This is a genomic window from Streptomyces sp. NBC_00239, assembly GCF_036194065.1.
GTDB lineage: Bacteria > Actinomycetota > Actinomycetes > Streptomycetales > Streptomycetaceae > Streptomyces.
On record NZ_CP108095.1, the window covers coordinates 4,967,014 to 4,990,755 of the forward strand.

Annotated in this window: 20 protein-coding genes; 14 read left to right on the forward strand and 6 right to left on the reverse strand. The window is 73.0% G+C overall.

Features of this window, described 5'->3' with window-relative positions; translation table 11 throughout:
• Positions 1-262: 262 nt before the first annotated feature.
• Positions 263-1,483 carry an acetyl-CoA C-acetyltransferase gene (locus tag OG764_RS21940; protein ID WP_328970123.1) on the reverse strand — a complete coding sequence of 407 codons (1,221 nt, stop codon included), beginning with the start codon at positions 1,481-1,483 and terminating at the stop codon, positions 263-265.
• 119 nt (positions 1,484-1,602) lie between these two features.
• Positions 1,603-2,601: an SGNH/GDSL hydrolase family protein gene (locus tag OG764_RS21945; protein ID WP_328970124.1), complete on the reverse strand. Its 999-nt coding sequence runs from the start codon at positions 2,599-2,601 to the stop codon at positions 1,603-1,605.
• Positions 2,602-2,746: 145 nt separating this feature from the next.
• On the opposite strand from OG764_RS21945, the gene OG764_RS21950 reads away from it, so the two are divergent.
• Positions 2,747-4,129: a cystathionine beta-synthase gene (locus OG764_RS21950; protein ID WP_328973115.1), complete on the forward strand. Its 1,383-nt coding sequence runs from the start codon at positions 2,747-2,749 to the stop codon at positions 4,127-4,129.
• Positions 4,130-4,610: 481 nt separating this feature from the next.
• Here OG764_RS21950 and OG764_RS21955 read toward each other — a convergent pair whose 3' ends face one another.
• Complete coding sequence (locus tag OG764_RS21955) at positions 4,611-5,048, reverse strand: hypothetical protein (protein WP_328970125.1); 438 nt, start codon at positions 5,046-5,048, stop codon at positions 4,611-4,613.
• A 186-nt stretch (positions 5,049-5,234) separates the two neighbouring features.
• On the opposite strand from OG764_RS21955, the gene OG764_RS21960 reads away from it, so the two are divergent.
• From OG764_RS21960 to OG764_RS21970, 3 genes are read left to right on the forward strand one after another with little or no spacing between them, the layout of a single operon-like run.
• On the forward strand, positions 5,235-6,113 hold the full coding sequence (locus OG764_RS21960) for a MurR/RpiR family transcriptional regulator (protein WP_328970126.1): 879 nt from the start codon (positions 5,235-5,237) through the stop codon (positions 6,111-6,113).
• Between the two features lie 56 nt (positions 6,114-6,169).
• The gene (locus OG764_RS21965; RefSeq protein WP_328973305.1) at positions 6,170-6,430 is read left to right on the forward strand and encodes a hypothetical protein; all 261 of its coding nucleotides are present in this window, start codon (positions 6,170-6,172) and stop codon (positions 6,428-6,430) included.
• A 34-nt stretch (positions 6,431-6,464) separates the two neighbouring features.
• On the forward strand, positions 6,465-6,842 hold the full coding sequence (locus OG764_RS21970; RefSeq protein ID WP_328973116.1) for a type II toxin-antitoxin system VapC family toxin: 378 nt from the start codon (positions 6,465-6,467) through the stop codon (positions 6,840-6,842).
• A gap of 4 nt (positions 6,843-6,846) precedes the next feature.
• On the opposite strand, the gene OG764_RS21975 is transcribed toward OG764_RS21970, so the two are convergent.
• Entirely contained in the window at positions 6,847-8,205 is a 1,359-nt protein-coding gene (locus tag OG764_RS21975) for a diaminopimelate decarboxylase (protein ID WP_328970127.1), read from the reverse strand.
• 104 nt (positions 8,206-8,309) lie between these two features.
• On the opposite strand from OG764_RS21975, the gene hutU reads away from it, so the two are divergent.
• The 8 genes from hutU (at position 8,310) to OG764_RS22015 (ending at position 18,908) form a co-directional block, all read left to right on the forward strand.
• Complete coding sequence (hutU, locus tag OG764_RS21980) at positions 8,310-9,995, forward strand: urocanate hydratase (RefSeq protein ID WP_328970128.1); 1,686 nt, start codon at positions 8,310-8,312, stop codon at positions 9,993-9,995.
• A gap of 140 nt (positions 9,996-10,135) precedes the next feature.
• The gene (locus tag OG764_RS21985; RefSeq protein WP_328973117.1) at positions 10,136-11,326 is read left to right on the forward strand and encodes an allantoate amidohydrolase; all 1,191 of its coding nucleotides are present in this window, start codon (positions 10,136-10,138) and stop codon (positions 11,324-11,326) included.
• Complete coding sequence (locus tag OG764_RS21990) at positions 11,317-12,654, forward strand: formimidoylglutamate deiminase (RefSeq protein WP_328970129.1); 1,338 nt, start codon at positions 11,317-11,319, stop codon at positions 12,652-12,654. The genes OG764_RS21985 and OG764_RS21990 overlap by 10 nt, the downstream gene beginning before the upstream one ends.
• A 153-nt stretch (positions 12,655-12,807) precedes the next feature.
• Positions 12,808-13,977 (forward strand): imidazolonepropionase, encoded by a 1,170-nt coding sequence (gene hutI / locus OG764_RS21995; RefSeq protein WP_328970130.1) that lies wholly within the window; start codon positions 12,808-12,810, stop codon positions 13,975-13,977.
• 168 nt (positions 13,978-14,145) lie between these two features.
• Entirely contained in the window at positions 14,146-14,835 is a 690-nt protein-coding gene (locus OG764_RS22000; RefSeq protein WP_328970131.1) for an LPXTG cell wall anchor domain-containing protein, read from the forward strand.
• Positions 14,836-15,163: 328 nt separating this feature from the next.
• Positions 15,164-16,126, forward strand: a complete 963-nt coding sequence (locus tag OG764_RS22005; protein ID WP_328970132.1) for a COG1470 family protein — start codon at positions 15,164-15,166, stop codon at positions 16,124-16,126.
• 212 nt (positions 16,127-16,338) lie between these two features.
• Positions 16,339-17,517 carry a hypothetical protein gene (locus OG764_RS22010; RefSeq protein WP_443056231.1) on the forward strand — a complete coding sequence of 393 codons (1,179 nt, stop codon included), beginning with the start codon at positions 16,339-16,341 and terminating at the stop codon, positions 17,515-17,517.
• Positions 17,514-18,908 (forward strand): hypothetical protein, encoded by a 1,395-nt coding sequence (locus OG764_RS22015; protein ID WP_328970134.1) that lies wholly within the window; start codon positions 17,514-17,516, stop codon positions 18,906-18,908. Before OG764_RS22010 ends, OG764_RS22015 begins: the two co-directional genes overlap by 4 nt.
• A gap of 167 nt (positions 18,909-19,075) precedes the next feature.
• On the opposite strand, the gene OG764_RS22020 is transcribed toward OG764_RS22015, so the two are convergent.
• Positions 19,076-20,590, reverse strand: a complete 1,515-nt coding sequence (locus tag OG764_RS22020; protein ID WP_328970135.1) for a peptide MFS transporter — start codon at positions 20,588-20,590, stop codon at positions 19,076-19,078.
• A gap of 499 nt (positions 20,591-21,089) precedes the next feature.
• Between OG764_RS22020 and OG764_RS22025 the strand changes: the two genes are divergently transcribed.
• A complete protein-coding gene (locus OG764_RS22025; protein ID WP_328970136.1) occupies positions 21,090-21,767 on the forward strand; it encodes a response regulator transcription factor in 678 nt (225 codons plus the stop codon).
• Between the two features lie 14 nt (positions 21,768-21,781).
• Positions 21,782-23,047 (forward strand): ATP-binding protein, encoded by a 1,266-nt coding sequence (locus OG764_RS22030; protein WP_328970137.1) that lies wholly within the window; start codon positions 21,782-21,784, stop codon positions 23,045-23,047.
• A gap of 87 nt (positions 23,048-23,134) precedes the next feature.
• On the opposite strand, the gene OG764_RS22035 is transcribed toward OG764_RS22030, so the two are convergent.
• Entirely contained in the window at positions 23,135-23,698 is a 564-nt protein-coding gene (locus OG764_RS22035; protein WP_328970138.1) for a GtrA family protein, read from the reverse strand.
• Positions 23,699-23,742: the final 44 nt, after the last annotated feature.

Sequence of the window (23,742 nt, forward strand, 5' to 3'; positions counted from 1 at the left end):
TCTTTCGTCACAGCACTACGGCCCCTCCAGTTGCTGACCTGCGGAAATGCCGATCCCCCAGGACATAGGTCACATCCTGGGGGAGATTCGGTCACGGGTCGGCCGCGACGGGATTAGACCGCGCGTCAACCGGAAGGGCCGGCGTGGCCCCCCACCTGCGGCGGGACCGTTCCGGACGCCCCGGGCGCCGCCCGGGGCGGCTACCCTCCGCTACCGCACGGCTCCGGCGGGGCGCCGGCGCCGCTGCCGATTCGGCTCCGGCTCAGCTCAGCCGCTCGATGACCATCGCCATGCCCTGGCCGCCGCCGACGCACATGGTCTCCAGGCCGAACTGCTTGTCGTGGAACTGCAGGCTGTTGATCAGGGTGCCGGTGATGCGGGCACCGGTCATCCCGAACGGGTGACCGATGGCGATGGCGCCGCCGTTGACGTTCAGCTTGTCGAGGTCCACGCCGAGGTCGCGGTAGGACGGGATCACCTGCGCCGCGAAGGCCTCGTTGATCTCGACCAGGTCGATGTCGCCGATGGTCAGGCCGGCCCGCTTCAGGGCCTGCTTGCTGGCCTCGACCGGGCCCAGTCCCATGATCTCGGGGGACAGGCCGGAGACGCCGGTGGAGACGATGCGGGCCAGCGGGGTCAGGCCCAGCTCGCGCGCCTTGGTGTCGCTCATGATGACGAGCGCGGCGGCGCCGTCGTTCAGCGGGCAGCAGTTGCCGGCGGTGACCAGGCCGTCGGGGCGGAAGACGGGCTTCAGGCCCTGCACGCCCTCCAGGGTGACGCCGGCGCGCGGGCCGTCGTCCGTGCTGACGACCGTGCCGTCCGGCGTGGTGACCGGGGTGATCTCGCGCGCCCAGAAGCCGTTCTTGATGGCGGCCTCGGCGAGGTTCTGGGAGCGGACGCCGAACTCGTCCATGTCCTGGCGGGTGACGCCCTTGAGGCGGGCCAGGTTCTCGGCCGTCTGGCCCATCGAGATGTACGCGTCCGGCACCAGGCCGTCCTCGCGCGGGTCGTGCCACGAGGCGCCCTCGCTCTGCGCGACCGCGCCCGTACGGGCCTCGGCGTCCGCGAAGAACGGGTTGTGGGTGTCCGGCAGGCCGTCGCTGGTGCCCTTCACCGACCGGGAGACCATCTCGACGCCCGCCGAGATGAAGACGTCGCCCTCGCCCGCCTTGATGGCGTGCAGCGCCATCCGGGAGGTCTGCAGCGAGGAGGAGCAGTACCGGGTGACGGTGCAGCCCGGCAGGTGGTCCATGCCCATCTGGACGGAGACGATCCGGCCCAGGTTGTGGCCCTGCTCGCCGCCGGGCAGGCCGCAGCCGAGCATCAGGTCGTCGATGTCGCGCGGGTCCAGCTCGGGCACCTTGGCCAGCGCGGCCTGGATGATCGTGGCCGTCAGGTCGTCCGGCCGGATGTCCTTGAGGGACCCCTTGAAGGCGCGGCCGATGGGCGAGCGGGCAGCGGAAACGATGACGGCTTCGGGCATCACGGCTCCAGGAGTGTGCGGTTCGTAGCGGACCATGTGAAGTTACCGGCCCGTACGGGTCAGGTCACCGACCTGACGGTGTGACGCCTGCCGCATCGCCCCCGCGGGGCCCCGCAGGACTACAAGTGGGCCTGTTCCGGGTCTGCCTCGGGGACCCGGCGGCGGCGTCGGTACTTGAGGAGGGCCCACGGGGCGCGGGCCGCCGTGACTTCGGTGCCCGCCTGCCCGGCCGCAGCCGATGCCGCCTTGGCGACCGGCAGCATGTCCTCGTTGCGCCCGGTGTCCAGGCGGTCCGCCTCCGGCCACAGTCCCAGCGCCGCGCACACCGTCGGCAGCACCGCCATCGCCGCGGTCGCGTACCCCTCGGCCGACGGGTGGTAGGAGTCCGGCCCGAACATCTCCCGCGGGTTCGCCGCGAACTCCGGCCCCAGCAGGTCTCCCATGGAGACCGTACGGCCGCCCTGCTCGATGACGCCGATGGTCTGGGCGGCCGCCAGCTGCCGGGAGACCCGCCGGGCCACCCACCGCAGCGGCTGGTAGACCGGCTCGATCGTGCCCAGGTCGGGGCAGGTGCCCACGACCACCTCCGACCCGGCGCCCCGCAGCCGCCGTACGGCTGCCGCCAGCAGCCGCACCGACTGGGTGGGGGGCATCCGGCGGGTCACGTCGTTCGCGCCGATCATGATCACCGAGATGTCGGGGAGGAAGCCGGCGTCGTCGAGGATCAGCCGGACCTGCCGGTCGAGGTCGTCGGACATGGCACCCGACTGGGCCACGTTGCGCAGTTCCACCGGGCGCTCGGCCACCGCCGCCAGCCCGGACGACAGGAGCGCGGCCGGGGTCTGCCGGGCCCGGTGCACGCCCAGCCCGGCGGCCGTGGAGTCGCCCAGCATGGCCAGCCGCAGCGGCTCCGCGCGGGCCGCGTCCGGCCCGGCGAACTCCGTCCCGTACCGGCCGTCGGCTCTCGGCGGGTGGGCGAGCCCCGTGCCCACGGTCCGCTTCGCCAGTTGCACCTCGGCCAGCACCAGACCGACCGTCGCCGCGCCGAGCAGACCGATGCCGCCCCCGCCGTACGCCGCGCCGGCCGCGATCCGGCGCGCCGTCCTCGCCCGTGACACCTTCAGCCACCTCCTCGTCGCGACCCGGCCGTCCAAGGGTTCACACGCACGTACCTGCCCCGTACTGCCGGTCGGTCAATCGCTTTCCGCATACTCTGGCGGTCCCTCCCGGAGAACCCGTGGAGTCCCCTCCTTGGAGAACATGGTGCATTTCCACGACTCGATGATCAGCCTCGTCGGCAACACCCCGCTGGTGAAGCTCAACCACGTGACCGAAGGTATCCAGGCGACCGTCCTGGCCAAGGTCGAGTACTTCAACCCGGGCGGCTCCGTGAAGGACCGCATCGCCGTGCGCATGATCGAGGCGGCCGAGCAGAGCGGTGCGCTCAAGCCCGGCGGCACGATCGTCGAGCCCACCAGCGGCAACACGGGTGTCGGCCTGGCGATCGTGGCCCAGCAGAAGGGCTACAAGTGCATCTTCGTCTGCCCTGACAAGGTGTCCATGGACAAGATCAACGTGATGCGCGCGTACGGCGCCGAGGTCGTGGTCTGCCCGACGGCCGTCGACCCCGAGCACCCGGACTCGTACTACAACGTGTCCGACCGCCTCGCGCGCGAGCCCGGCGCCTGGAAGCCCGACCAGTACAGCAACCCGAACAACCCCCGTTCGCACTACGAGACCACCGGTCCGGAGCTGTGGGAGCAGACGGAGGGGAAGATCACCCACTTCGTCGCCGGCGTCGGCACCGGCGGCACCATCTCCGGCACCGGCAACTACCTCAAGGAGGTCTCCGGCGGCGCGGTCAAGGTCATCGGCGCGGACCCGGAGGGCTCGGTCTACTCCGGCGGCTCCGGCCGTCCGTACCTGGTCGAGGGCGTCGGCGAGGACTTCTGGCCCACCGCCTACGACCCCAACGTCACGGACGAGATCATCGCGGTGTCCGACAAGGACTCCTTCCAGATGACCCGCCGCCTCGCCAAGGAGGAGGGCCTCCTCGTCGGCGGCTCCTGCGGCATGGCCGTCGTGGCCGCGCTGCGCGCCGCCGAGGGCCTGGGCCCCGACGACGTGGTCGTGGTGCTGCTCCCGGACAGCGGCCGCGGCTACCTCAGCAAGATCTTCAGCGACGAGTGGATGGCCGGGCACGGCTTCCTGGAGGAGGCGGGCCCCGCGGCGCGCGTCAAGGACGTGCTCGCGGACAAGGCGGGCGCCATGCCCTCCCTCGTCCACATGCACCCGGAGGAGACCGTCGGCGAGGCCATCGAGGTGCTGCGCGAGTACGGCGTCTCCCAGATGCCCGTCGTCAAGCCGGGCGCCGGCCACCCCGACGTGATGGCGGCCGAGGTCATCGGCTCCGTCGTCGAGAAGGAGCTGCTGGCGGCCCTGTTCGCGAAGAGCGCCGCGCTGAGCGACCCGCTGGAGAAGCACATGAGCGCGCCGCTGCCGCAGGTCGGCTCCGGCGAGCCGGTGGCCGACCTGATGGCCGCGCTGGGCCAGGCCGACGCGGCGATCGTGCTGGTCGAGGGCAAGCCGACCGGTGTGGTCAGCCGCCAGGACCTGCTGGCGTTCCTCGCGCGCACCGCGAAGTAGCGCACCGCGAAGTGAGGTAGGGCGGGGCGCGGGCCGGCCCGGGCGGCGGGGGGCCGGCGGGCCGGGCCGGCCGCGTCCGCCGCGGGCGGCCCCGCCACCCCGCGCGGGCGAGCGGGGCGTTCGGGCTTCGCGCAATCGGTACGGGCGCGACACGTGACGGCAGCACCGCCTTAACAAGGCTCCGGCACAGTGGTGGTCGTCGGCAGGGAAGGACCGGGGCTCGCGAGAGCGCCGGGCGGACCCGGCCGGCACCACCGAACGGCGTCACGTGCCTCCGGAGCGGCTCCCGGACCCCGGCGACGCCATGGACGCGGACCACCGGCCCTGACCCGGCCCGTGTCCTTCGCGGGGACCGCCGTCGTCCCGCCCCCCGGGCAACCGGGGGTGCGGCGGTCCCCGCGACCACCCCTCCGCCCCGCCCGCCGCCCTCTCGCCCCGAGGAACCCGCGGGTCAGGGCCCCGTCAGCCCCCGTCAGCCCGGTCAGTCCCACTCGGACGCGGTCCGGCCGCGGCCGAGCCGGTTGCGGGCGCTGTGCGCGAAGTTCACCCCGAGGATGCCGCCCCAGCTGATCAGAAGTCCGGTCAGCCCGCCGCTGCCGGCGCCGATGGCGGACAGCGGGATCGCCAGCACCAGGCTGACGAGCCCGAAGCCGTACTTCTCGCCGAAGGCCGCCGCCGCGGCCTGCCCGGACCCGGGTCCGGCCCCGCGTGCGGCCGCCGTGCGCTGCTCGGCCAGCCGCCGCCGCACGTGGGTGTCGAGGGAGCCGTCCAGCCGGGCCTCCACCTTCGCGAGGAACGACTCCACGAGGGCGGGTTCGTACTCCGGCCCGAGCTCGCGGCGGGCCGCCAGCGTCGCGTCGAGCTCCTTGCGGAGCTCCGGATCGTTCACGAGCCCCGAGGCGGGCGTCTGAGCGTTCATGCCTTCCACGGTAGGGACGGAAGGCGGCCGGGACGGTAGGGCTAGCCCCCGGAAAACCCCCATCCCGGACCCTGAGCCGTCCTGGGGGTGCGCCGGAAGTCGGCCGCCCGCTCTGCGCCGGTCCGGGAAGTGGTCGCCGCTTGCCGTCCTGCATAGATGCATGCAGTCTGCTGCCAGACTGAATGGATGGACGGACGGACGGAGGGGGACGGGATGAGCGACGGGACGAGCGACAGCCCGGCCGCGCGGCTGCAGAAGCTTTTCGAAGGGCACCGGCTGACGCCGACCCAGCGCCGGATCGCGCACTGCATGGTGCGCGGCGCCGCCGACGTGCCGTTCCTGTCGAGCGTGGAGCTCGCCGAGCTGGCCGGGGTGAGCCAGCCCTCGGTGACGCGGTTCGCGGTCGCCCTCGGCTTCGACGGGTACCCGGCGCTCCGCCGCCACCTGCGGGAGGTAGCCCCCGCCGGACCCCGTCCCGCCCCGGGCGACACGTTCAACTCCTACCAGCAGGCCGTGCAGGCCGAGATCGACAACCTGCGCCACCTGTCCGCGCTGCTCGCCGACCCGGCGCCGGTGGCCGAGGCCGGCCGGCTGCTGGCCGCGTCCCGGCCGCTGCCCGTGCTGGGGCTGCGCGCCGCGTCCTCGCAGGCGCGCGGCTTCGCGTACTTCGCGGCGAAGGTGCACCCGGACGTACGGCTGCTCGACGAGGGCGGCTCGATGCTCACCGACCGGATCGACGCGGCCCGCTCCGCCGGGGCGAGCGCGCTGCTCTGCTTCGCGCTGCCGCGCCACCCGCGGGAGGTCGTGGAGGCGCTCGAGTACTCCCGCTCGGCGGGCCTGACCGTGGTCACGGTCGCCGACTCCGCCTTCGCCCCGGTGGCCCGCCACTCGGACCTGCTGATCCCCGCCCCGGTGGGCACCGGCCTGGCCTTCGACACGGCCTGCGCCCCGATGCTGCTGGGCCGGGTCCTCCTCGAATCCATGGCCGACGCCCTCCCCGACGCCCAGTCCAGGCTCGAGGCCTTCGACTCTGCGGCGGCCGCCCGGGGCCTGTTCGTGGAGTGATCACCCCCGCGGGTGAACGGGCGGCGGAGTACCCGTGCCGGGCCTAGGCTCGCCGCATGACCCCAGCCGAGGACTACGAGAACCTCCGCCGGATGCTCGACCGGCTCCCCCCGGAGCAGCTGCGCGATCTGCGCGCATTTGCCGAGACCCAGCCGCGAATGGCTCGGTATCTGGACGAAGAGCCGGACCTCGCGCCCGCGATCGAGCGCCCAGGCTTCGCCGCCTTCGTGGGCATGGGCCGGTCGGGCCACACCGACACCGCCCGCCGCCATCGTCAGGTCATCCAGCACCGGGCCGACGAGGACGAAGCCCGGTGAGGCCGCTGCCGCTGGACACCGGGGTCCTTACGCGATCGCGGACGAGGACGACGACGACCATGTCCAGTGCGTCGAGCTCGTCTCCCAGTGGCGGGGCAGGCTCCTCGTCCCGACTCCGGTGGTCTTCGAGGCCGCCCAGCTGATCGAGCGGCGGCTCGGAGCAGATGACGAGGCGGTGTTCCTCGACCTGTTCTCGGTCCGCACCCTCGAGTTGGTCGACCTCACCCCCGACGACTTCACGAGGGTCGCCGAACTCGTGCGCAAGTACAGCGACTTCCCGCTCGGCACGGTCGACGCCTCCGTCGTCGCAGTGGCCGAGAGCCTCGGGCTGTCAGGGCTGGTGACGTTGGACCGGCGGCACTTTTCCGCGGTGCAGCCCAAGCACAGGCCGTCCTTCGAACTGGTGCCGTGAGGCCCTAAGGCTCCAGCAGGGCGTCGGCGTGGTTGCCGCCCGCCTCTGCCACCAGGTCCGACAGCCGCTGGGCGGGGCGGACCAGGGTGAAGCGGACGCCGTCCGGAGCGAGCCGGAAGCCGTGTACGGCGGGGCGGGGCAGGCTGTTGTAGCCGTAGTGGGCCGTGAAGAAGTACGCGCCGGTGTCCGGGGCCACGACGAGGTCGCCGGGGTTCAGGAGCGGCAGCGGGCGGTTCTCCGCGAGCAGGTCGCCGGCGAAGCAGGCCGGGCCGGCGACGTCCTGGGCGACGGCCGGTTCCCCGGCCCGGGGCCGGCCCTTGGCGTCGTACGCGAGGATCCGCAGCGGCCAGGAGCCCGGTGCGTAGACCGTACGGGTGGCCACCTGCACGCCGGCGTGGGTGAGGGCGATCGGGCGGGTCCCGGAGCTCTTGGTGTACTCGACGCGGGCCACCAGCAGGCCGTGTTTGGCGAGCAGGGCCCGCCCGAACTCGGTGACCAGCCCGTACCGCCCCGCGAAGAGGCCCGGGACGGCCTCCCGGAGCACCTCGACGTACTCCGCGAAGGTGGGCGTCTCGCGGTCGGAGCCGAAGTTCACGGGCAGTCCGCCGCCGATGTCGAGGGTGTCGACCTGCTGCCGTCCGGCGGCCGCGTTGATCTCCTCGGCCAGTTCGTACAGCTCCCGCACCCCCCGCGCGCTCAGCGCGAGCGGCACCCCCTGGGAGCCGGAGTGGGTGTGCAGCCGGGTCAGCCACGGCCGCTCGGCGTACGCGGCGACCACCCGGGCCCGGGCGCCCTCGTCGCGCAGCGCGAAGCCGAACTTCGAGGTCGCGGTCGCGGTGGAGGTGGAGCCGATCGAGCCCGCCCCGATCTGCGGATTGACCCGCAGGCCGAGCGGGGAGCGGCTCTGCGCGGAGGCCATCAGCGCGTCGATCCGGGCGAGCTCCTGCGCGTTGTCGGCGTTGACGGCGATGCCCAGGGCGAGCGCCTCGCGCAGTTCGGCCGTGGTCTTGGCGGGGGAGTCCAGCACCGTCCGGTCCGGGGCCACGCCGGCCGCCCGGGCCAGTGCCAGCTCGCCGGGGCTGGCCGTCTCGCAGCCGAGGCCCGCCCGCGACAGCAGCCGCAGCACCGCCACCAGCGGGGCGGCCTTCACCGCGAAGGTGTGCAGGACCGGGGTGCCGGCCGGCAGCGCGGCCGCGAAGGCGGCGTGCAGCGCGGCGGCGGACGCTTCGATTCCGGCGGCGTCGAGCAGGCACACCAGCGGGTCCGCGCCATCCGCGCCGCCCACCAGGCCCTGCTCGACGGCGGCCCGTACGGCCAGGTCGCGGCGGTCTGCGATGCCTGCGGTCGGTTCGTCGTCGGCCATGTCCGCAAGCCAATCATCCGGCGGGGCCGCCCGCAGCCGTTGACTACTTCTATTCAGCAGGTAAGGATGTGAATAGATTGACCAACATCGGAGGAGGCAACGCCATGTCAGGACCCCGCCCCGTACGTGCTGCGCGCGGCACCGAGCTCAGCACCCTGGGATGGCAGCAGGAAGCCGCCCTCCGGATGCTCCAGAACAACCTCGACCCCGAGGTCGCCGAGCACCCCGACAAGCTCGTCGTCTACGGCGGCACCGGCAAGGCCGCCCGCGACTGGCGCTCGTACGACGCGATGGTCCGCACCCTGCAGACGCTCAAGCAGGACGAGACCATGCTGGTCCAGTCCGGCCGCCCGGTCGGCGTGATGCAGACCCACGAGTGGGCCCCCCGCGTCCTGCTCGCCAACTCCAACCTGGTGGGCGACTGGGCCAACTGGGAGGAGTTCCGCCGCCTGGAGCAGCTCGGCCTGACCATGTACGGCCAGATGACCGCCGGTTCGTGGATCTACATCGGCACCCAGGGCATCCTCCAGGGCACCTACGAGACCTTCGCCGCGGTCGCCGCGAAGCTGCATTCGATCGGAAAGGGAGGGGTCAACGGGACCCTCGCCGGCACCATCACCCTCACCGCCGGCCTCGGCGGCATGGGCGGCGCCCAGCCGCTGGCCGTGACGATGAACGACGGCGTCGCCATCTGCATCGACGTCGACCCGCGCGCCATCGAGCGCCGCATCGAGCACCGCTACCTGGACGTCAAGGCCGACAACCTCCGCCACGCGCTCCAGCTCGCCGTCGAGGCCCGCGACGCCCGCAAGCCGCTCTCCATCGGCCTGCTCGGCAACGCCGCCGACCTCCTCCCGCAGATGCTCGCGGAGGGCGCCCCGATCGACATCGTCACCGACCAGACGAGCGCTCACGACCCGCTCGCCTACCTGCCGACCGGCGTCGACTTCGAGGACATGGCCTCCTACGCGGCCAAGGACCCGGCGGGCTTCACCACCCGCGCCCGCGAGTCCATGGCCAAGCACGTCGAGGCCATGGTCGGCTTCATGGACGCCGGCGCCGAGGTCTTCGACTACGGCAACTCCATCCGCGGCGAGGCACAGCTGGCCGGCTACGACCGCGCCTTCGCCTTCCCCGGCTTCGTCCCCGCCTACATCCGCCCGCTGTTCTGCGAGGGCAAGGGCCCCTTCCGCTGGGCCGCCCTCTCCGGCGAGGCCTCGGACATCCACAAGACCGACAAGGCGATGCTCGAACTCTTCCCGGAGAACGAGTCCCTGCACCGCTGGATCAAGATGGCCGGCGAGCGCGTCCACTTCCAGGGCCTGCCCGCCCGCATCTGCTGGCTCGGCTACGGCGAGCGCGACAAGGCCGGCGAGCGCTTCAACGAGATGGTCGCCGACGGCACCCTCGCCGCCCCGCTCGTCATCGGCCGCGACCACCTCGACTGCGGCTCCGTCGCCTCCCCGTACCGCGAGACCGAGGCCATGCTCGACGGCTCCGACGCGATCGCCGACTGGCCGCTGCTGAACGCGATGGTGAACGTCGCCTCCGGCGCGTCCTGGGTCTCGCTCCACCACGGCGGCGGCGTCGGCATGGGCCGCTCGATCCACGCCGGTCAGGTCACCGTCGCCGACGGCACGGCGCTCGCGGGCGAGAAGATCCGGCGCGTGCTGACGAACGACCCGGGCATGGGAGTCATCCGGCACGTCGACGCCGGTTACGACATCGCGGAGTCCGTGGCGGACGAGCGTGGCGTGCGGGTCCCGATGCGCGAGGGTGACACCGCGTGAGCGAGGCCGATGTGCCGGGCGCGGTGCCGCTGCCGGGGCTCCGCCCCGGACCCCGCGCCTCGAACTCCCCCGGACTCCGCCCGGGGGGACCCCCAGGCGAGGCCGGGATCGCCCCCGGTGGGGCCGGGTCGTTCCACGAGATGTGGGCGGACCTGGCGCCCATCGGGCGGCACACGGGCTCCGGCGGCTACCGCCGCTTCGCGTGGACCGGCGCCGACGCGGACTGCCGCGCCTGGTTCCGGGCCCAGGCCGAGGCGCGCGGGCTCGCGTACGAGACCGACCGCAACGGCAACCAGTGGGCCTGGCTCGGCGACCCGCTCGCCGGGGACGCCGTGGTCACCGGCTCGCACCTGGACTCCGTACCCGACGGCGGGGCCTTCGACGGCCCCCTCGGCGTGGTGTCCTCCTTCGCGGCCCTGGACGAACTCCGCAACAGGGGAGTGGAGTTCACCCGGCCGCTGGCCATCACCAACTTCGGTGACGAGGAGGGCGCCCGCTTCGGGCTGGCCTGCGTCGGCTCCCGGCTCGCCAGCGGGCAGCTGACCAAGGAGAAGGCGTACGAGCTGCGCGACGCCGACGGGGTGACCCTGCCGCAGGCCATGGAGGCCGCCGGGTACGACCCGGAGGCGATCGGGGCCGACCACGCGCGCCTCGCCCGCATCGGCGCCTTCGTCGAACTCCACGTCGAACAGGGCCGCGCACTGGACCTGTCCGGCGACCGGGTCGGCATCGCCTCCGCGATCTGGCCGCACGGCCGCTGGCGGTTCGACTTCCGCGGCGAGGCCAACCACGCGGGCACCACCCGCCTCGCGGACCGGCGCGACCCGATGCTCCCGTACGCGGAGACGGTGCTCGCCGCCCGCCGCGAGGCCGAGTTCGCGGGCGCCGTCGCCACCTTCGGCAAGATCGCGGTCGAGCCGAACGGCGTCAACGCCATCCCCTCCCTCGTGCGGGGCTGGCTCGACGCCCGCGCCGCCGACGGGAAGGCGCTGGACGAGGTGCTCGACGGGGTGCGCCGGGCCGCCCGGGAGCACGCCGAGCGGCACGGCGTCGAACTCGACGTCGTCCGGGAGTCCTTCACCCCCGTGGTCGAGTTCCAGCACGCACTGCGCGACGAGCTCGCCCGCATCCTCGGGGAGAAGACCCCCGTGCTGGGGACGGGCGCGGGACACGACGCCGGAATCCTCTCCGCGACCGTCCCGACCGCGATGCTGTTCGTACGCAACCCCACCGGCGTCTCGCACTCCCCGGCGGAATCCGCCGAGGAGGACGACTGCGTCGCCGGTGTCCTCGCCCTCGCCGATGTACTGGAAGGCCTCGCGTGCCGGTGAAGACCTTTTGGCTGGAGCACGCCTGGCTCGGCACCCATGTCGAGCCGGGCGTCGCCCTGGACGTACAGGACGGGCGGATCACCGCCCTGCGGACCGCCGTCGAGACCCCGCCGGCGCGCGCCGAGGTGCTCCGCGGCCTGACCCTCCCGGGCCTGGCCAACGCGCACTCCCACGCCTTCCACCGGGCCCTGCGCGGCACCGTGCAGGTGGGCTCCGGCACCTTCTGGACCTGGCGCGAGATCATGTACTCCGTCGCCCAGAACCTCACCCCCGACTCGTACTTCGCGCTCGCCCGGGCCGTGTACGCGGAGATGGCCCTGGCCGGCGTCACGGCCGTCGGCGAGTTCCACTACCTCCACCACGCGCCCGGCGGCACCGCGTACGCCGACCCCAACGCCATGGGCGAGGCCCTGATCGCGGCCGCCGCAGCGGCGGGCATCCGCATCACCCTCCTCGACACCGCCTACCTCTCCGCCGGCTTCGGGCAGGCCCCCGAGCCGCACCAGACGCGCTTCTCCGACGGCACCGCCGAGGCCTGGGCAGAGCGGGCCTCCGCCCTCAAGGAGCGCGACCACGCCCGGATCGGCGCCGCGATCCACTCCGTACGGGCCGTCCCGGCGGACCAGCTCGGCACGGTCGCGCGCTGGGCCGAGGAACGCCGCGCGCCCCTGCACGTCCACCTCTCCGAGCAGACCGCCGAGAACGACGCCTGCCAGGCGGCGCACGGCCGCACGCCCACCCGGCTGCTCGCCGACCACGGCGTCCTCGGACCGCGCACCACCGGCGTCCACAACACGCACCTGACGGACGAGGACATCGCCCTGCTCGGCGGGACGACCACCGGCACCTGCATGTGCCCCACCACCGAACGCGACCTCGCCGACGGCATCGGGCCTGCCGTCCGCCTCCAGCGGGCCGGCAGCCCGCTCTCGCTGGGCAGCGACAGCCACGCCGTGATCGACCTGTTCGAAGAGGCCCGGGCGATGGAACTCAACGAGCGGCTCGCCAGCCGGACCCGCGGGCACTGGACCGCGGCGGCGCTGCTCCGGGCCGCCACCGCGGACGGCCACGCGGCCCTCGGCTGGGCCGATGCGGGCTCGCTGTCCGCGGGGGCCCTGGCGGACTTCACCACCGTCGCGTTGGACTCGGTCCGCACGGCCGGGCCGGTGCCGAGGCTCGGTGCCGAGACCGCCGTCTTCGCCGCGTCGGCGGCCGACGTCCGCCACACGGTGGTTGCTGGTCGCCACGTCGTCCGCGACGGTCACCACACCCTCGTCGGTGACGTGGCGGGAGCCCTGGCCGACGCGATCAGCGCCGTCCGTTCCTGACCTGGGGCTACGCCCCGGACCCCGCGCCCCAAACGCCGGCGGGCTGGATTTTCCCGCTGAGCGGGGTCGAGACCGCAGCCAGGGCAGCATCCAGCCCCGTCGGCGTTTGAGGCGCGGGGCGCGGGGCGGAGCCCCGGAAACGAGAGGAACCCTGTGACCACCACCGTCATCCACAACATCGGCAGCCTCGTCACCAACGACCCCGCCCTCGGCACCGGCCCCCTCGGCCTGGTCGAGGACGCGGCCGTGGTCATCGACGGCGACCGCATCGCCTGGGTCGGCCCCACCGGTACTGCCCCGCAGGCCGACACCGCGTACGACGCGCAGGGCCGGGCGCTGATCCCCGGCTTCGTCGACTCGCACAGCCACCTCGTCTTCGCCGGCGACCGCACCCAAGAGTTCAACGCCCGCATGTCCGGCCGCAGCTACACCGCCGGCGGCATCCGCACCACCGTCGCCGCCACCCGCGCCGCCTCCGACGAGGCGCTGGAGGCCAACCTGGTGCGCCACCTCCGCGAGGCGCTGCGCCAGGGCACCACCACCTTCGAGACCAAGTCCGGCTACGGCCTGACCGTCGAGGACGAGGCCCGTGCGCTGCGGATCGCCGCCGCCCACACCGAGGAGGTCACCTACCTCGGCGCGCACATCGTCTCCCCCGACCACGCCGACGACCCGGCTGCGTACGTGGCGCTGGTCACCGGCGAGATGCTGGACGCCTGCGCCCCGTACGCCCGCTGGGTGGACGTGTTCTGCGAGAAGGGCGCCTTCGACGGCGACCAGGCCCGGGCCGTCCTCACGGCCGGCAAGGCGAAGGGCCTGATCCCGCGCATCCACGCCAACCAGCTGAGCCACGGCCCCGGCGTACAGCTCGGCGTGGAGCTCGGCGCGGCCTCCGCCGACCACTGCACCCACCTCACCGACGCCGACGTGGACGCCCTCGCGAACTCCGCGACCGTCGCCACCCTGCTGCCCGGCGCCGAGTTCTCCACCCGTGCGCAATGGCCCGACGCCCGCCGGCTCCTCGACGCCGGTGCCACCGTCGCCCTGTCCACCGACTGCAACCCCGGCTCCTCCTACACCAGTTCGATGGCGTTCTGCATCGCGCTGGCGGTCCGGGACATGGGCATGACCCCGGACGAGGCCCTGTGGGCCGCCACCGCCGGCGGCGCCCGCGCGCTGCTGCGCACCGACATCGGCGTCCTGACCCCGGGTTCCCGCGCGGACCTGGCGCTCCTCGACGCCCCCAGCCACGTCCACCTCGCCTACCGGCCCGGCGTCCCGCTGGTCTCCGCCGTGTGGCAGCGGGGAGTGCGCGCGCTCTGACGCGGTGGCGCGGTGGCGCGACGACGCGCCGTTCCGGCGGATCGGGCGCGGTGGGTCGGCGGTGGCCGATCCGCCGCGTCCTTTGTCTTCCCTCGGCAGGGCCCCAGGCGTACCTTGACGCCCAATCTGACTTGTCGTCAGTAACTTTGGCCCGAGGGGAACCCAGAGGTGTCCAAGCAGCAACGCTCCGCCGCGCTCGCGCTGGCAGCGGCGTTGGCCGGTCCGGCGGTACTGATGGCCGCCCCCGCAGCCCACGCCGATGTCGTCGACGTCAAGTACGACTGCAAGACGCCGATCGGCCCGAAGTCCGCGGTCTCGCCCATCGACGTCACGGCCGTCCCGGCCGGTACGGGCTACAAGCTGACGATGTCGTTCCGCAAGGGCGTCTCCTCCAGCCCGATCGAGCTGGGCAAGGGCGCGATGAAGCCGAGCGCCGTGATCGTGGTCGGCGGCGACGACAGCGGGACCGTCGCCGTGTCCGGGCCGCCCAACGCGGTGGCCGCGCCGGCCGACACCCCGATCAAGATCAACGACCTGTCCGGCACGTACACCCCGAAGAAGTCCGGCAAGGTCACCTTCACGGCGGGCGTGCTCACCATCAACGCGCTGATGACGACCACGACCTGCACCCCCGGCAACGACCCGAAGCCCTCGCTCCAGATGGACGTCGTGGCCGCCGGCGGCGGCAAGGAGGCCGGGAGCGGGGTCACGGCGGCGGCCGCGGGCGCCGACAGCCTGCCCCAGACCGGCCCGATGGACTCCGCGCTCGCACTCGCCACCCTCGGCGGCACCGTCCTGCTGTCCGGCTTCGCGGGGGTCCTGTGGCTGACCCGCCGCGGCCGGCGGGCCGGGGCCTGACCGGCCGACGGCCGGCACAGGGAGGGACACCGCCATGCCGTTGACCGACCTCGCCGGCAACCCCCAGCCCCGCCGGCGCCCCGGGGACAACCCCGAGCCCTGCCGGCGCCCTGAGGGCAACCTCCAGCCTCGCCGGTGCACTGGGGACAACCCCGAGCCTTGCCGGCGCCCTGAGGGCAACATCCAGCCTCGCCGGCGTTTGAGGCGCGGGGTTTGGGGCGGAGCCCCAAGGCAACCCGGCTCCGCCGGGTACCGGGCTCTGCCCGGACCCGCGCCTCAAACGCCGGCGAGGCTGGATATCGCGAAGCTGGGTACCGCGAGGCTGGGTGTGCTGCGGGCGGCGGTTTCGGCGTGCGCCGCCGTCGTGGTGCTGCTGGGCACCGCCGGCCCGGCCCGCGCCGCCGAGCCCGGGTGGACGGCCGCGCCCGCCGCGGGCGCCGCCACCCGCCCCGGCAGCGCCGACGAGCGCCCGTACTTCTACCTCCAGGGCGTCCCCGGCACCGTGCTGGAGGATCGGCTCGCGCTGTCCAACCCGTCCGGCAGGACCCGCACCGTCACCCTGCACGGGGCCGACGCCTACAACGGGCCCGGCGGCGCCTTCGCCGTACGCCCGGCGGCCCGTACCACCGGCGCCGGGTCCTGGATCCGCTTCGCCGACGCCACCGTCCGGATCCCGCCCCGCACCCGTGCGGTCGTTCCGTTCACCGTCACCGTGCCGTCCGGCGCAGTCCCCGGCGACCACCCGGCCGCCGTCGTCGCCACCGAGGGCGGCCGCGAGGCCGGGGTACGGGTCCGGCTGCGGGTCGAGGGCCCCACCCTGTCGGCGCTCACCGTCGAGGACGTGGCCGTGACCGGCTCCGGCCGGTCCGCCGTCCTGCGGTACGCCCTCGTCAACCGCGGGAACACCACCCTGTCCCCGGAGCTCGCGGTGCGCGCCGCCGGGCTGTTCGGGGAGCTGCCGGGCCACCGGGCCCGCCCGCTGGGCGTCGAGCTGCTGCCCGGCCGCCGGGTGGAGCTGACGGAACCCTGGCCGGGCGCGCCCGCCCTCGACTCCGTGGACCTGACCCTCACCGTCACCGCGGGCGGCGGCGCGCACGCCTCCGCCACGGGCTCCGCCGCCTTCGTCCCGTGGGCGGCGGTGGCCGGCACCGCGGCCTCTCTGGCGGCCCTCGGCACGGCCGCGCTGCTGTTCGCACGTACGAGAAGGAACCGGCGCGCGGCATCGCCGGAGCCCCGGGAGCAGGCCGTGCGGCCCGCTCCGGAAGCCGAGTTGACGGGAGCGGCCAGGTGAGCGGCCAGGTGAGCGGCGAAGTCAGGGTCCGGGACAGGGGCCGGGGGAGAGCCCCGCGTACGGCAGCGGACCTCAGGGCCGCCGTCGGGCGCACTGCGCCGGACCGTCCGGCAGCGCCGGGGCGCGCTGCGCCGAGAGCTCGTACGGCGCCGAGAGCTCGTACGGCACCGGGAGCCCGTACGGCACCCGCGCCGCGGCCGTCCGGGCGCACCCTGGTCGCCGCACCGGCCGTCCCCGCCGCGCGGGCGGCCGCCCCGCAGCGGCCCGTCCCTGCCGCCCGCCTCGCCGCGCTGTTCCTCGTCGTGGTCGCGCTGATCCTCGCCGGGGGTGCGCCCGCCGTCGCCGCCGAGGGGAAGCCCGCGGTGGAGTTGTCGCTCCGGGAGGTGGCCAAGGGGACGGAGATCACGGTCGCGGGCACCGGCTGGCGGCCCCGCACGCTGCTCACCCTGCTCGTCTGCGGGCAGAACATGATCGGCGGCACCAACAGCTGCGCCAACTCCGACGGCCGGGCCGTCAGCACCGACGACACCGGCCGGTTCGGCAAGCAGCTGCCGGTGGTCGCCCCGCCCAAGCCCTGCCCCTGCGTGGTGGCGGTCGCCACCGTCACCGGCGACCAGGCGCAGGTGCTGGCCCCGCTGACGATCACCGACCATCCGGTGGCGGCGCTGCCGTCGCAGACCGGCACCGCCCGGCTCGCCGTCCTCGCGGCGGCCCGCCTCGACGGTGAGGACGGGGTGCTGACCTGGTTCGGCGCCCCGCCCACGCGCACGCTCGTGGTCACCGTCGGAAACCTCGGCTCCGCGCCCGTCAAGGACCCGCTCTTCCAGGTCGGCACTGCGCACGGCGTGTTCGCCCCGGTCTGGGAGGAGCGGCAGTGGCGCGGCACCATCGCGCCCGGCCAGAAGGCCCGCGTCGAGCTCGACGTCGGCCTGACGGCGGGCGCGCACGGCGACTACGCCGTCTCGCTCAAGTACGGCGAGAAGGTCCTCGCCGTACAGCCCTGGGGCGTGGACCGGCCGTACGGGGTCACGCTCTTCTGGATCCTGCTGTGCCTGGTCATCCCGGCCGCGGTCTTCCGCATCGGCATGGCCGTCGTGGACCGGGTCCGGCCGCGCACCGGCGCGGGCGGCCGGCACCGCGGGGCCTCCCGGATCCCCGAGGCGGCAGCGGCCGTCACCGCGAAGCTGCCGCGGATCCCCGGACACCCGCCGGACCGGCCCGTACGGGCGGCCCGGCCGCCGAAGCGGGCACCCGGGACCCCCGCGGCCCCCGCCCCCGAGACGACCACGGCGGCGCTGCCGTGGTTCACCCCGGAGAACGCGCCGGGAGCACAGACAACACAGACATCCGCACCGTCTGAGAAGAGTTCGACGACGAAGGGACATTCGTGAAGACCCAACGGAGGGTGAGTGCGGCCGTGGTCGCGCTGCTGCTCGGCGGCGCGGGCATCGTCATGGTGGCTGCGCCCGCCCAGGCGGCCGACGTGCCGTTCAAGGTCAAGTGCGTGCCGCCGGCCGCCGGCGGTGGACCGGTGGAGGGCACGACCACCGCCCGGGTCACCGCCCCGGCCACGGCCAAGGTCGGCGACGAGGTCGATGTGACGTGGGAGTTCACCAAGCTCGCGGCCAAGAACTCGAACCTGGCGGACATCCCGGAGAACTCGGTGACCCCCACCGGGCATCTGACGGTAAGCGGCGCGGGCGAGCTGACGCTGAAGGGCGAGGCCAAGAACCCGAAGATCCCCAAGGGCGGCGAGATGACGGTCGCCCCGATGAAGGGGCGGCTGAAACTGACCAAGGCGGGGGACATCACCCTGACCCCCGCGAAGTACGAGATCTCCGTCCGCCTGTACGGCAGTGACTGGCTCACCAAGTGCACGCCCCTGGAGACGGTGAAGGCGGCGGCGACCATCAAGGTCACCGGGGGCTCCAGCGGCGGCACGACGACCGGTACGACGTCCGGTACGACGACGGGAACCACGTCCGGTACGACGTCCGGTACGACGACGGGCACGACCACCGGAACGACTGCCGGGACCACCACCGGCACCACCACCGGCACGACGTCCGGGACCACCTCCGGCACGACGACGGGTACGACGTCCGGGACCACCGCCGGGACCACCTCCGGCACGACGTCCGGGACCACCGCCGGCACCGGCGGCCCGAGCGACGTGCCCGGCAAGGAGGTCGCGGTGACCTTCGCGTGCCAGCCGCCGGGGCCCCCGAACATCCAGTCGAAGGTGACCGTCAACGCCAAGAAGAACGGCGGCAACTGGAACCTCACGGTCAAGACCGCCAAGGGCGTCATGAAGAGCCCCGCACCGATCGCCGCGGGTCAGCTCAAGCCCTCGATGAAGGTCAGGCTCGGCGGCGCGGACAGCGGCACCGTCGAGGTCACGGGCCCGCCGAACGCCTCGGAGATCAAGGCGAACGATCCGGTGGACCTCTCCGACATGACGGGCACCTACAAGCCCGGCAAGTCCGGCAAGGTCACGCTCAGCCCGGGTGACCTGACCATCACGGCGCTCGGGATCAAGATCCCGTGCAAGGCGACGGCCACCGCCGTCTCCGCCACCGTCGACACCGCGGCCCAGCCGGGCGGCAGCGGCAACACCACGACCGGCACCACCGACGGCAACACCGACGGAGGCCTCGCCGACACCGGCGCGTCCGACGACGGCGGCATCAAGGCCCTCGGGCTGGTCGCCGGCACCGTTCTGCTGCTGGGCGCCGCGGTCTTCACCTTCACCCCGTGGCGCCGACTGCGCGGCACCCGGTAGCCCGTACGACCCGTAAGCCCGTACGACCCGACCCGACCCGACCCGACCCGTAGGCCCGTACGACCCGTAAGCCCGTAGGGCGACCGGGCCCGTACGACGAAAGCGGAACGGCCCGGCACACCAGGTGTGCCGGGCCGTTCCGGTTCAGCGAGCTACGGGAGAGCGCGTCAGTGCACGCCGCCCATGAGGGTCTGGACCTTCTTGCGGTACATGTAGACCGCCAGGCCCGCGACCACCGCGAGACCGGCCTGCATGGCGATGATCCCGGTGCCGTTCAGGTCCACGCCCGCCAGCGAGAGCAGACCGGTGGTGCAGTCACCCGCGGTGACCGCGAGGAACCAGACGCCCATCATCTGGGAGGCGTACTTCTGCGGAGCCATCTTCGTGGTGACCGAGAGGCCGACCGGGGAGAGGCACAGCTCGCCGATGGTCTGGATCATGTAGATCGAGACCAGCCACATCGGGGAGACCTTGCTGCCGTCGCCGGCCATGTTCATCGGGACGATGAAGACGAAGAACGAGGCACCGACCAGCACCAGGCCCATCGCGAACTTCACGATGGTGTTCGGCTCCTGGTTCTTGCGCGCCAGCCACAGCCACAGCCAGGCGAAGACCGGGGCCAGTGCCATCACGAACAGCGGGTTCAGCGACTGGTACCAGGTGGCCGAGAAGCCCAGGCCGAAGACGGTGTCGGCGGTCTTGGAGTCGGCGAACAGCGACAGGGTGGAGCCACCCTGGTCGTAGATCATCCAGAACACGGCGGCGGCGACGAAGAACCAGATGTAGCCGGTCATCTTCGACTGCTCGGTCGGGCTCAGGTCCTTGTCGCGCTTGATGCGGACCAGGACGGCGACCGGGATGATCAGGCCGGCCAGCGTCAGCGGGACCAGCGCCCAGTTCAGGGTGTACACGCCCAGGGCGACGACGCCGCCGTAGAACACGGCGATGACCAGGGCGCCCAGGCCGACCTTGGTGAGGACGGCCTTGCGCTCGTCGGCGCTCAGCGGGTTCGGGACGACGCTGCTCTTCGGGCTCAGGTTGCGGGTGCCGATGAGGAACTGGGCGAGGCCCACACCCATGCCGACCGCGGCGAGCGCGAAGCCCAGGTGCCAGTTGTGCTCCTTGCCGATCGTGCCGATGACGAACGGAGCGACGAAGGCACCCAGGTTGATGCCGATGTAGAAGAGGGTGAAGCCACCGTCACGGCGCGGGTCCTCGGGACCGTCGTAGAGGTGGCCGACCATCGTCGAGATGTTGGCCTTCAGCAGACCGGAGCCCATGGCCACCAGGATCAGGCCGACGAAGAACATCGCCTGGCCGGGCAGGGCCAGGGAGAGGTGACCGGCCATGATCACGAAGCCGGCGATGGTCACCGTCTTGCGCGCGCCCCAGACGCGGTCTCCGAACCAGCCGCCCGGCATGGCCATGAGGTAGACCATCGAGACGTACACGGAGTAGATGGCCGTGGCCGTGGCCGCGGTCATCGCAAGGCCGCCGCCCTGGCTGCCCGTCGCCGCGTCGGCACCACCTGAGACCAGGTAGTACACGAGGAGGGCCCGCATGCCGTAGTAGGAGAAGCGCTCCCACATCTCGGTCATGAAGAGAGTGGCCAGGCCACGAGGGTGGCCGAAGAAGGTCTTCTCGCCGAGCTCGGCAGAGTCCTTCGTCAGGCTTGACGCCATGGTCGTTCCTTGCTTCTACGGGACGCGCGGCTTCGTGAGCCGGACTGCGCCCGGTGGGGGGTGGCCGGCACCGGAACGGAAACACCCGAACCCCACGCCCAGGGGCTTCACTCCGTCGTGGGGAGTGAAGGGAAGTCCGTACCGGGATCCACACCCCGCGTGCACCTTCGCGCGCGGGGCCCGGCCCATAGGTCGTTCACTGCCCGGTGTCCGGACGTGTCCTCCTCGGAAGACTGTCAGTCCGGTCCGGACAGAAAGAGAGGCCTTCGACCGCATTTGCGGTGCAAAGGTCCTCGGTTAGTGCATCAGGCGTCTCGCCACCATACGACACGACAGTGCCGGATATGGAAGGACTTGAGATATGGATCACAGGGTTGGAGGGAACCGTTCCGGCATGTTTCGAAGGAAGTCGATCATCTGGACGCCTGAACCGCAGGTGCGCCTCCCGCCTCCTCGATCACACAACAGGCCCTGCCCGCCGCGGACTACCATCACCCACATGACGCGTGTACTGCTCGCCGAGGACGACGCATCCATCTCGGAGCCCCTGGCCCGCGCCCTGCGCAGGGAGGGGTACGAGGTCGAGGTCCGTGAGGACGGCCCGACCGCCCTCGATGCCGGGCTGCAGGGCGGCGTCGACCTCGTGGTCCTCGACCTCGGCCTGCCCGGCATGGACGGGCTGGAAGTGGCCCGCCGGCTGCGTGCCGAAGGCCACGGCTTCCCGATCCTGGTCCTCACCGCACGGGCCGACGAGGTCGACACGGTGGTGGGCCTCGACGCCGGCGCCGACGACTACGTCACCAAGCCCTTCCGCCTGGCCGAACTGCTCGCCCGGGTCCGCGCCCTGCTGCGGCGCGGCGCCACCGAGCCCGCCCAGCCCCCGGCCACCCACGGCGTGCGCATCGACGTCGAGTCGCACCGGGCCTGGATGGGCGACGAGGAGCTCCAGCTCACCGCGAAGGAGTTCGACCTGCTGCGGGTCCTGGTCCGGGACGCCGGCCGGGTCGTCACCCGCGACCAGCTGATGCGCGAGGTCTGGGACACCACCTGGTGGTCCTCGACCAAGACGCTCGACATGCACATCTCCTGGCTCCGCAAGAAGCTGGGTGACGACGCCGCGAACCCGCGGTACATCGCCACCGTGCGCGGAGTGGGCTTCCGCTTCGAGAAGAGCTGAGTCACCGCCACACCATGCGCCGCCGTCTGATCAACTCCACGCTCGCCGTGGTGCTCGTCGTGATCGCCGTGTTCGGGGTCTCGCTCGTCATCGTCGAGACCCGGACCATCACCAACAGCGCCCAGGAGAGCGTCGACTCCGAGGCGCTGCGGCTGGCCGGCATCGTCGAGGCGAACGTCCTGGAGAAGGAGCCGGTCGACCCCGACGCGCTCGCCGAGCAACTGGCCGCCGGCCGCTCGGCGCGCATCCTGCTGCCCGGCCGGGCGCCGCTCGCCATCGGCCCGCACATCGGCGGCAGCGTGATCCGCGGCAGCGCCGAGGGGGAGCGCGGCGAGCTGGTCATCGTCGAGGAGTCCCGGGACACCGTCACCAAGGAGGTCGGCCGCACCCTCGCGGTGGTCGGCGCGGTGGCCCTGCTCGCGGTCGTGGCCGCCGTACTCCTCGCCGTACGCCAGGCCAACCGCCTGACCTCGCCGCTGACGGACCTCGCCGAGACCGCCGAGCGGCTCGGCTCCGGCGACCCGCGGCCCCGGCACAAGCGGTACGGGGTGCCCGAGCTGGACCGGGTCGCGGACGTCCTGGACTCCAGCGCGGAACGGATCGGGCGGATGCTCACCGCCGAGCGCAGGCTCGCCGCCGACGCCTCCCACCAGCTGCGGACCCCGCTGACGGCGCTGTCCATGCGGCTGGAGGAGATCACGGTCACGGACGACCTGGAGACCGTGCGGGAGGAGGCGTCGATCGCGCTCACCCAGGTCGAGCGGCTCACCGACGTGGTCCAGCGGCTCCTGACGAACTCCCGGGACCCCCGGACCGGCTCCGCGGTCCCGTTCGACCTCGACGAGGTCGTCAAGCAGCAGGTGGAGGAGTGGCGACCGGCCTACCGCAGCGCCGGCCGCGCCATCGTGCGCTCCGGCAAGCAGGGGATGCGGGCCGTCGGCACCCCGGGCGCGGTCGCCCAGGTGCTCGCCGCCCTGATCGAGAACTCGCTCATGCACGGTGGCGGCACGGTCGCCCTGCGCACCCGCGTCACCGGCAACCAGGCGGTCATCGAGGTCACCGACGAGGGCCCGGGAGTGCCGGCCGACCTGGGCAACCGGATCTTCGAGCGGACCATCAGCGGGCGGAACTCCACCGGCATCGGCCTGGCCGTGGCCCGCGACCTCGCGGAGGCGGACGGCGGCCGCCTGGAGCTGCTCCAGACGCACCCGCCGGTGTTCGCGATCTTCCTGAGCCGGACCGCGCCGCAGCGCGAGGAACCGGAGAAAACGGTCCGCTGACGCGCCGGACGGCCGGCTCCGTGCCGGACTGGATGCATCCCGTTCGGCGATCGAGGACACCGCGCGACAGCGCGGACGGCCGAACGGCTAGACGGCCTGCCGGTCGGCGGAGGGCCGCGCCGGGCTCCGGTCCCGCTGGTCGGCGAAGACCGCCTCCGCGGCGGCGGTAACGGGCTCCACACCGGCAGCCACGGGCTCCACGGCGGCAGCCACCGGCGCGGCGGCCCGGAACACCCAGGTCCGGTACGACCAGAACCGGAAGGCGGTGGCGATGCCGATGCCCAGGAACTTGAAGATGTTGCTCTGCAGCGGGCTGTCCCAGCCCATCCCGTAGGTCGCCGCGTACAGCACGCCGTTCTCGATCACCAGGCCCGCCGCGCTGAACAGCAGGAACAAGGTCATCTCGCGGGTGCGCCCGCCCTTGTCGCGGTCCCGGTACGTGAAGTACCGGAAGCCCACGTAGTTGAAGGCGATCGCGACGACCGTCGCTATCACGCTCGCCCGCACCACCTGGAGGTCCGTGGTGTGCCGCAGCAGGTTGAAGACGCCCAGATTGACCAGCAGGCCCAGACCGCCCACCGCACCGAATTTGGCGATCTCCCGGGCGAGGCCGCGCGCCCTGTCGAGCAGGGCCGTCCTCGACGCACTCATGGTGATCGTTCAGCCCCTGTCGGTCGATTGCGTCAACCAAGCCA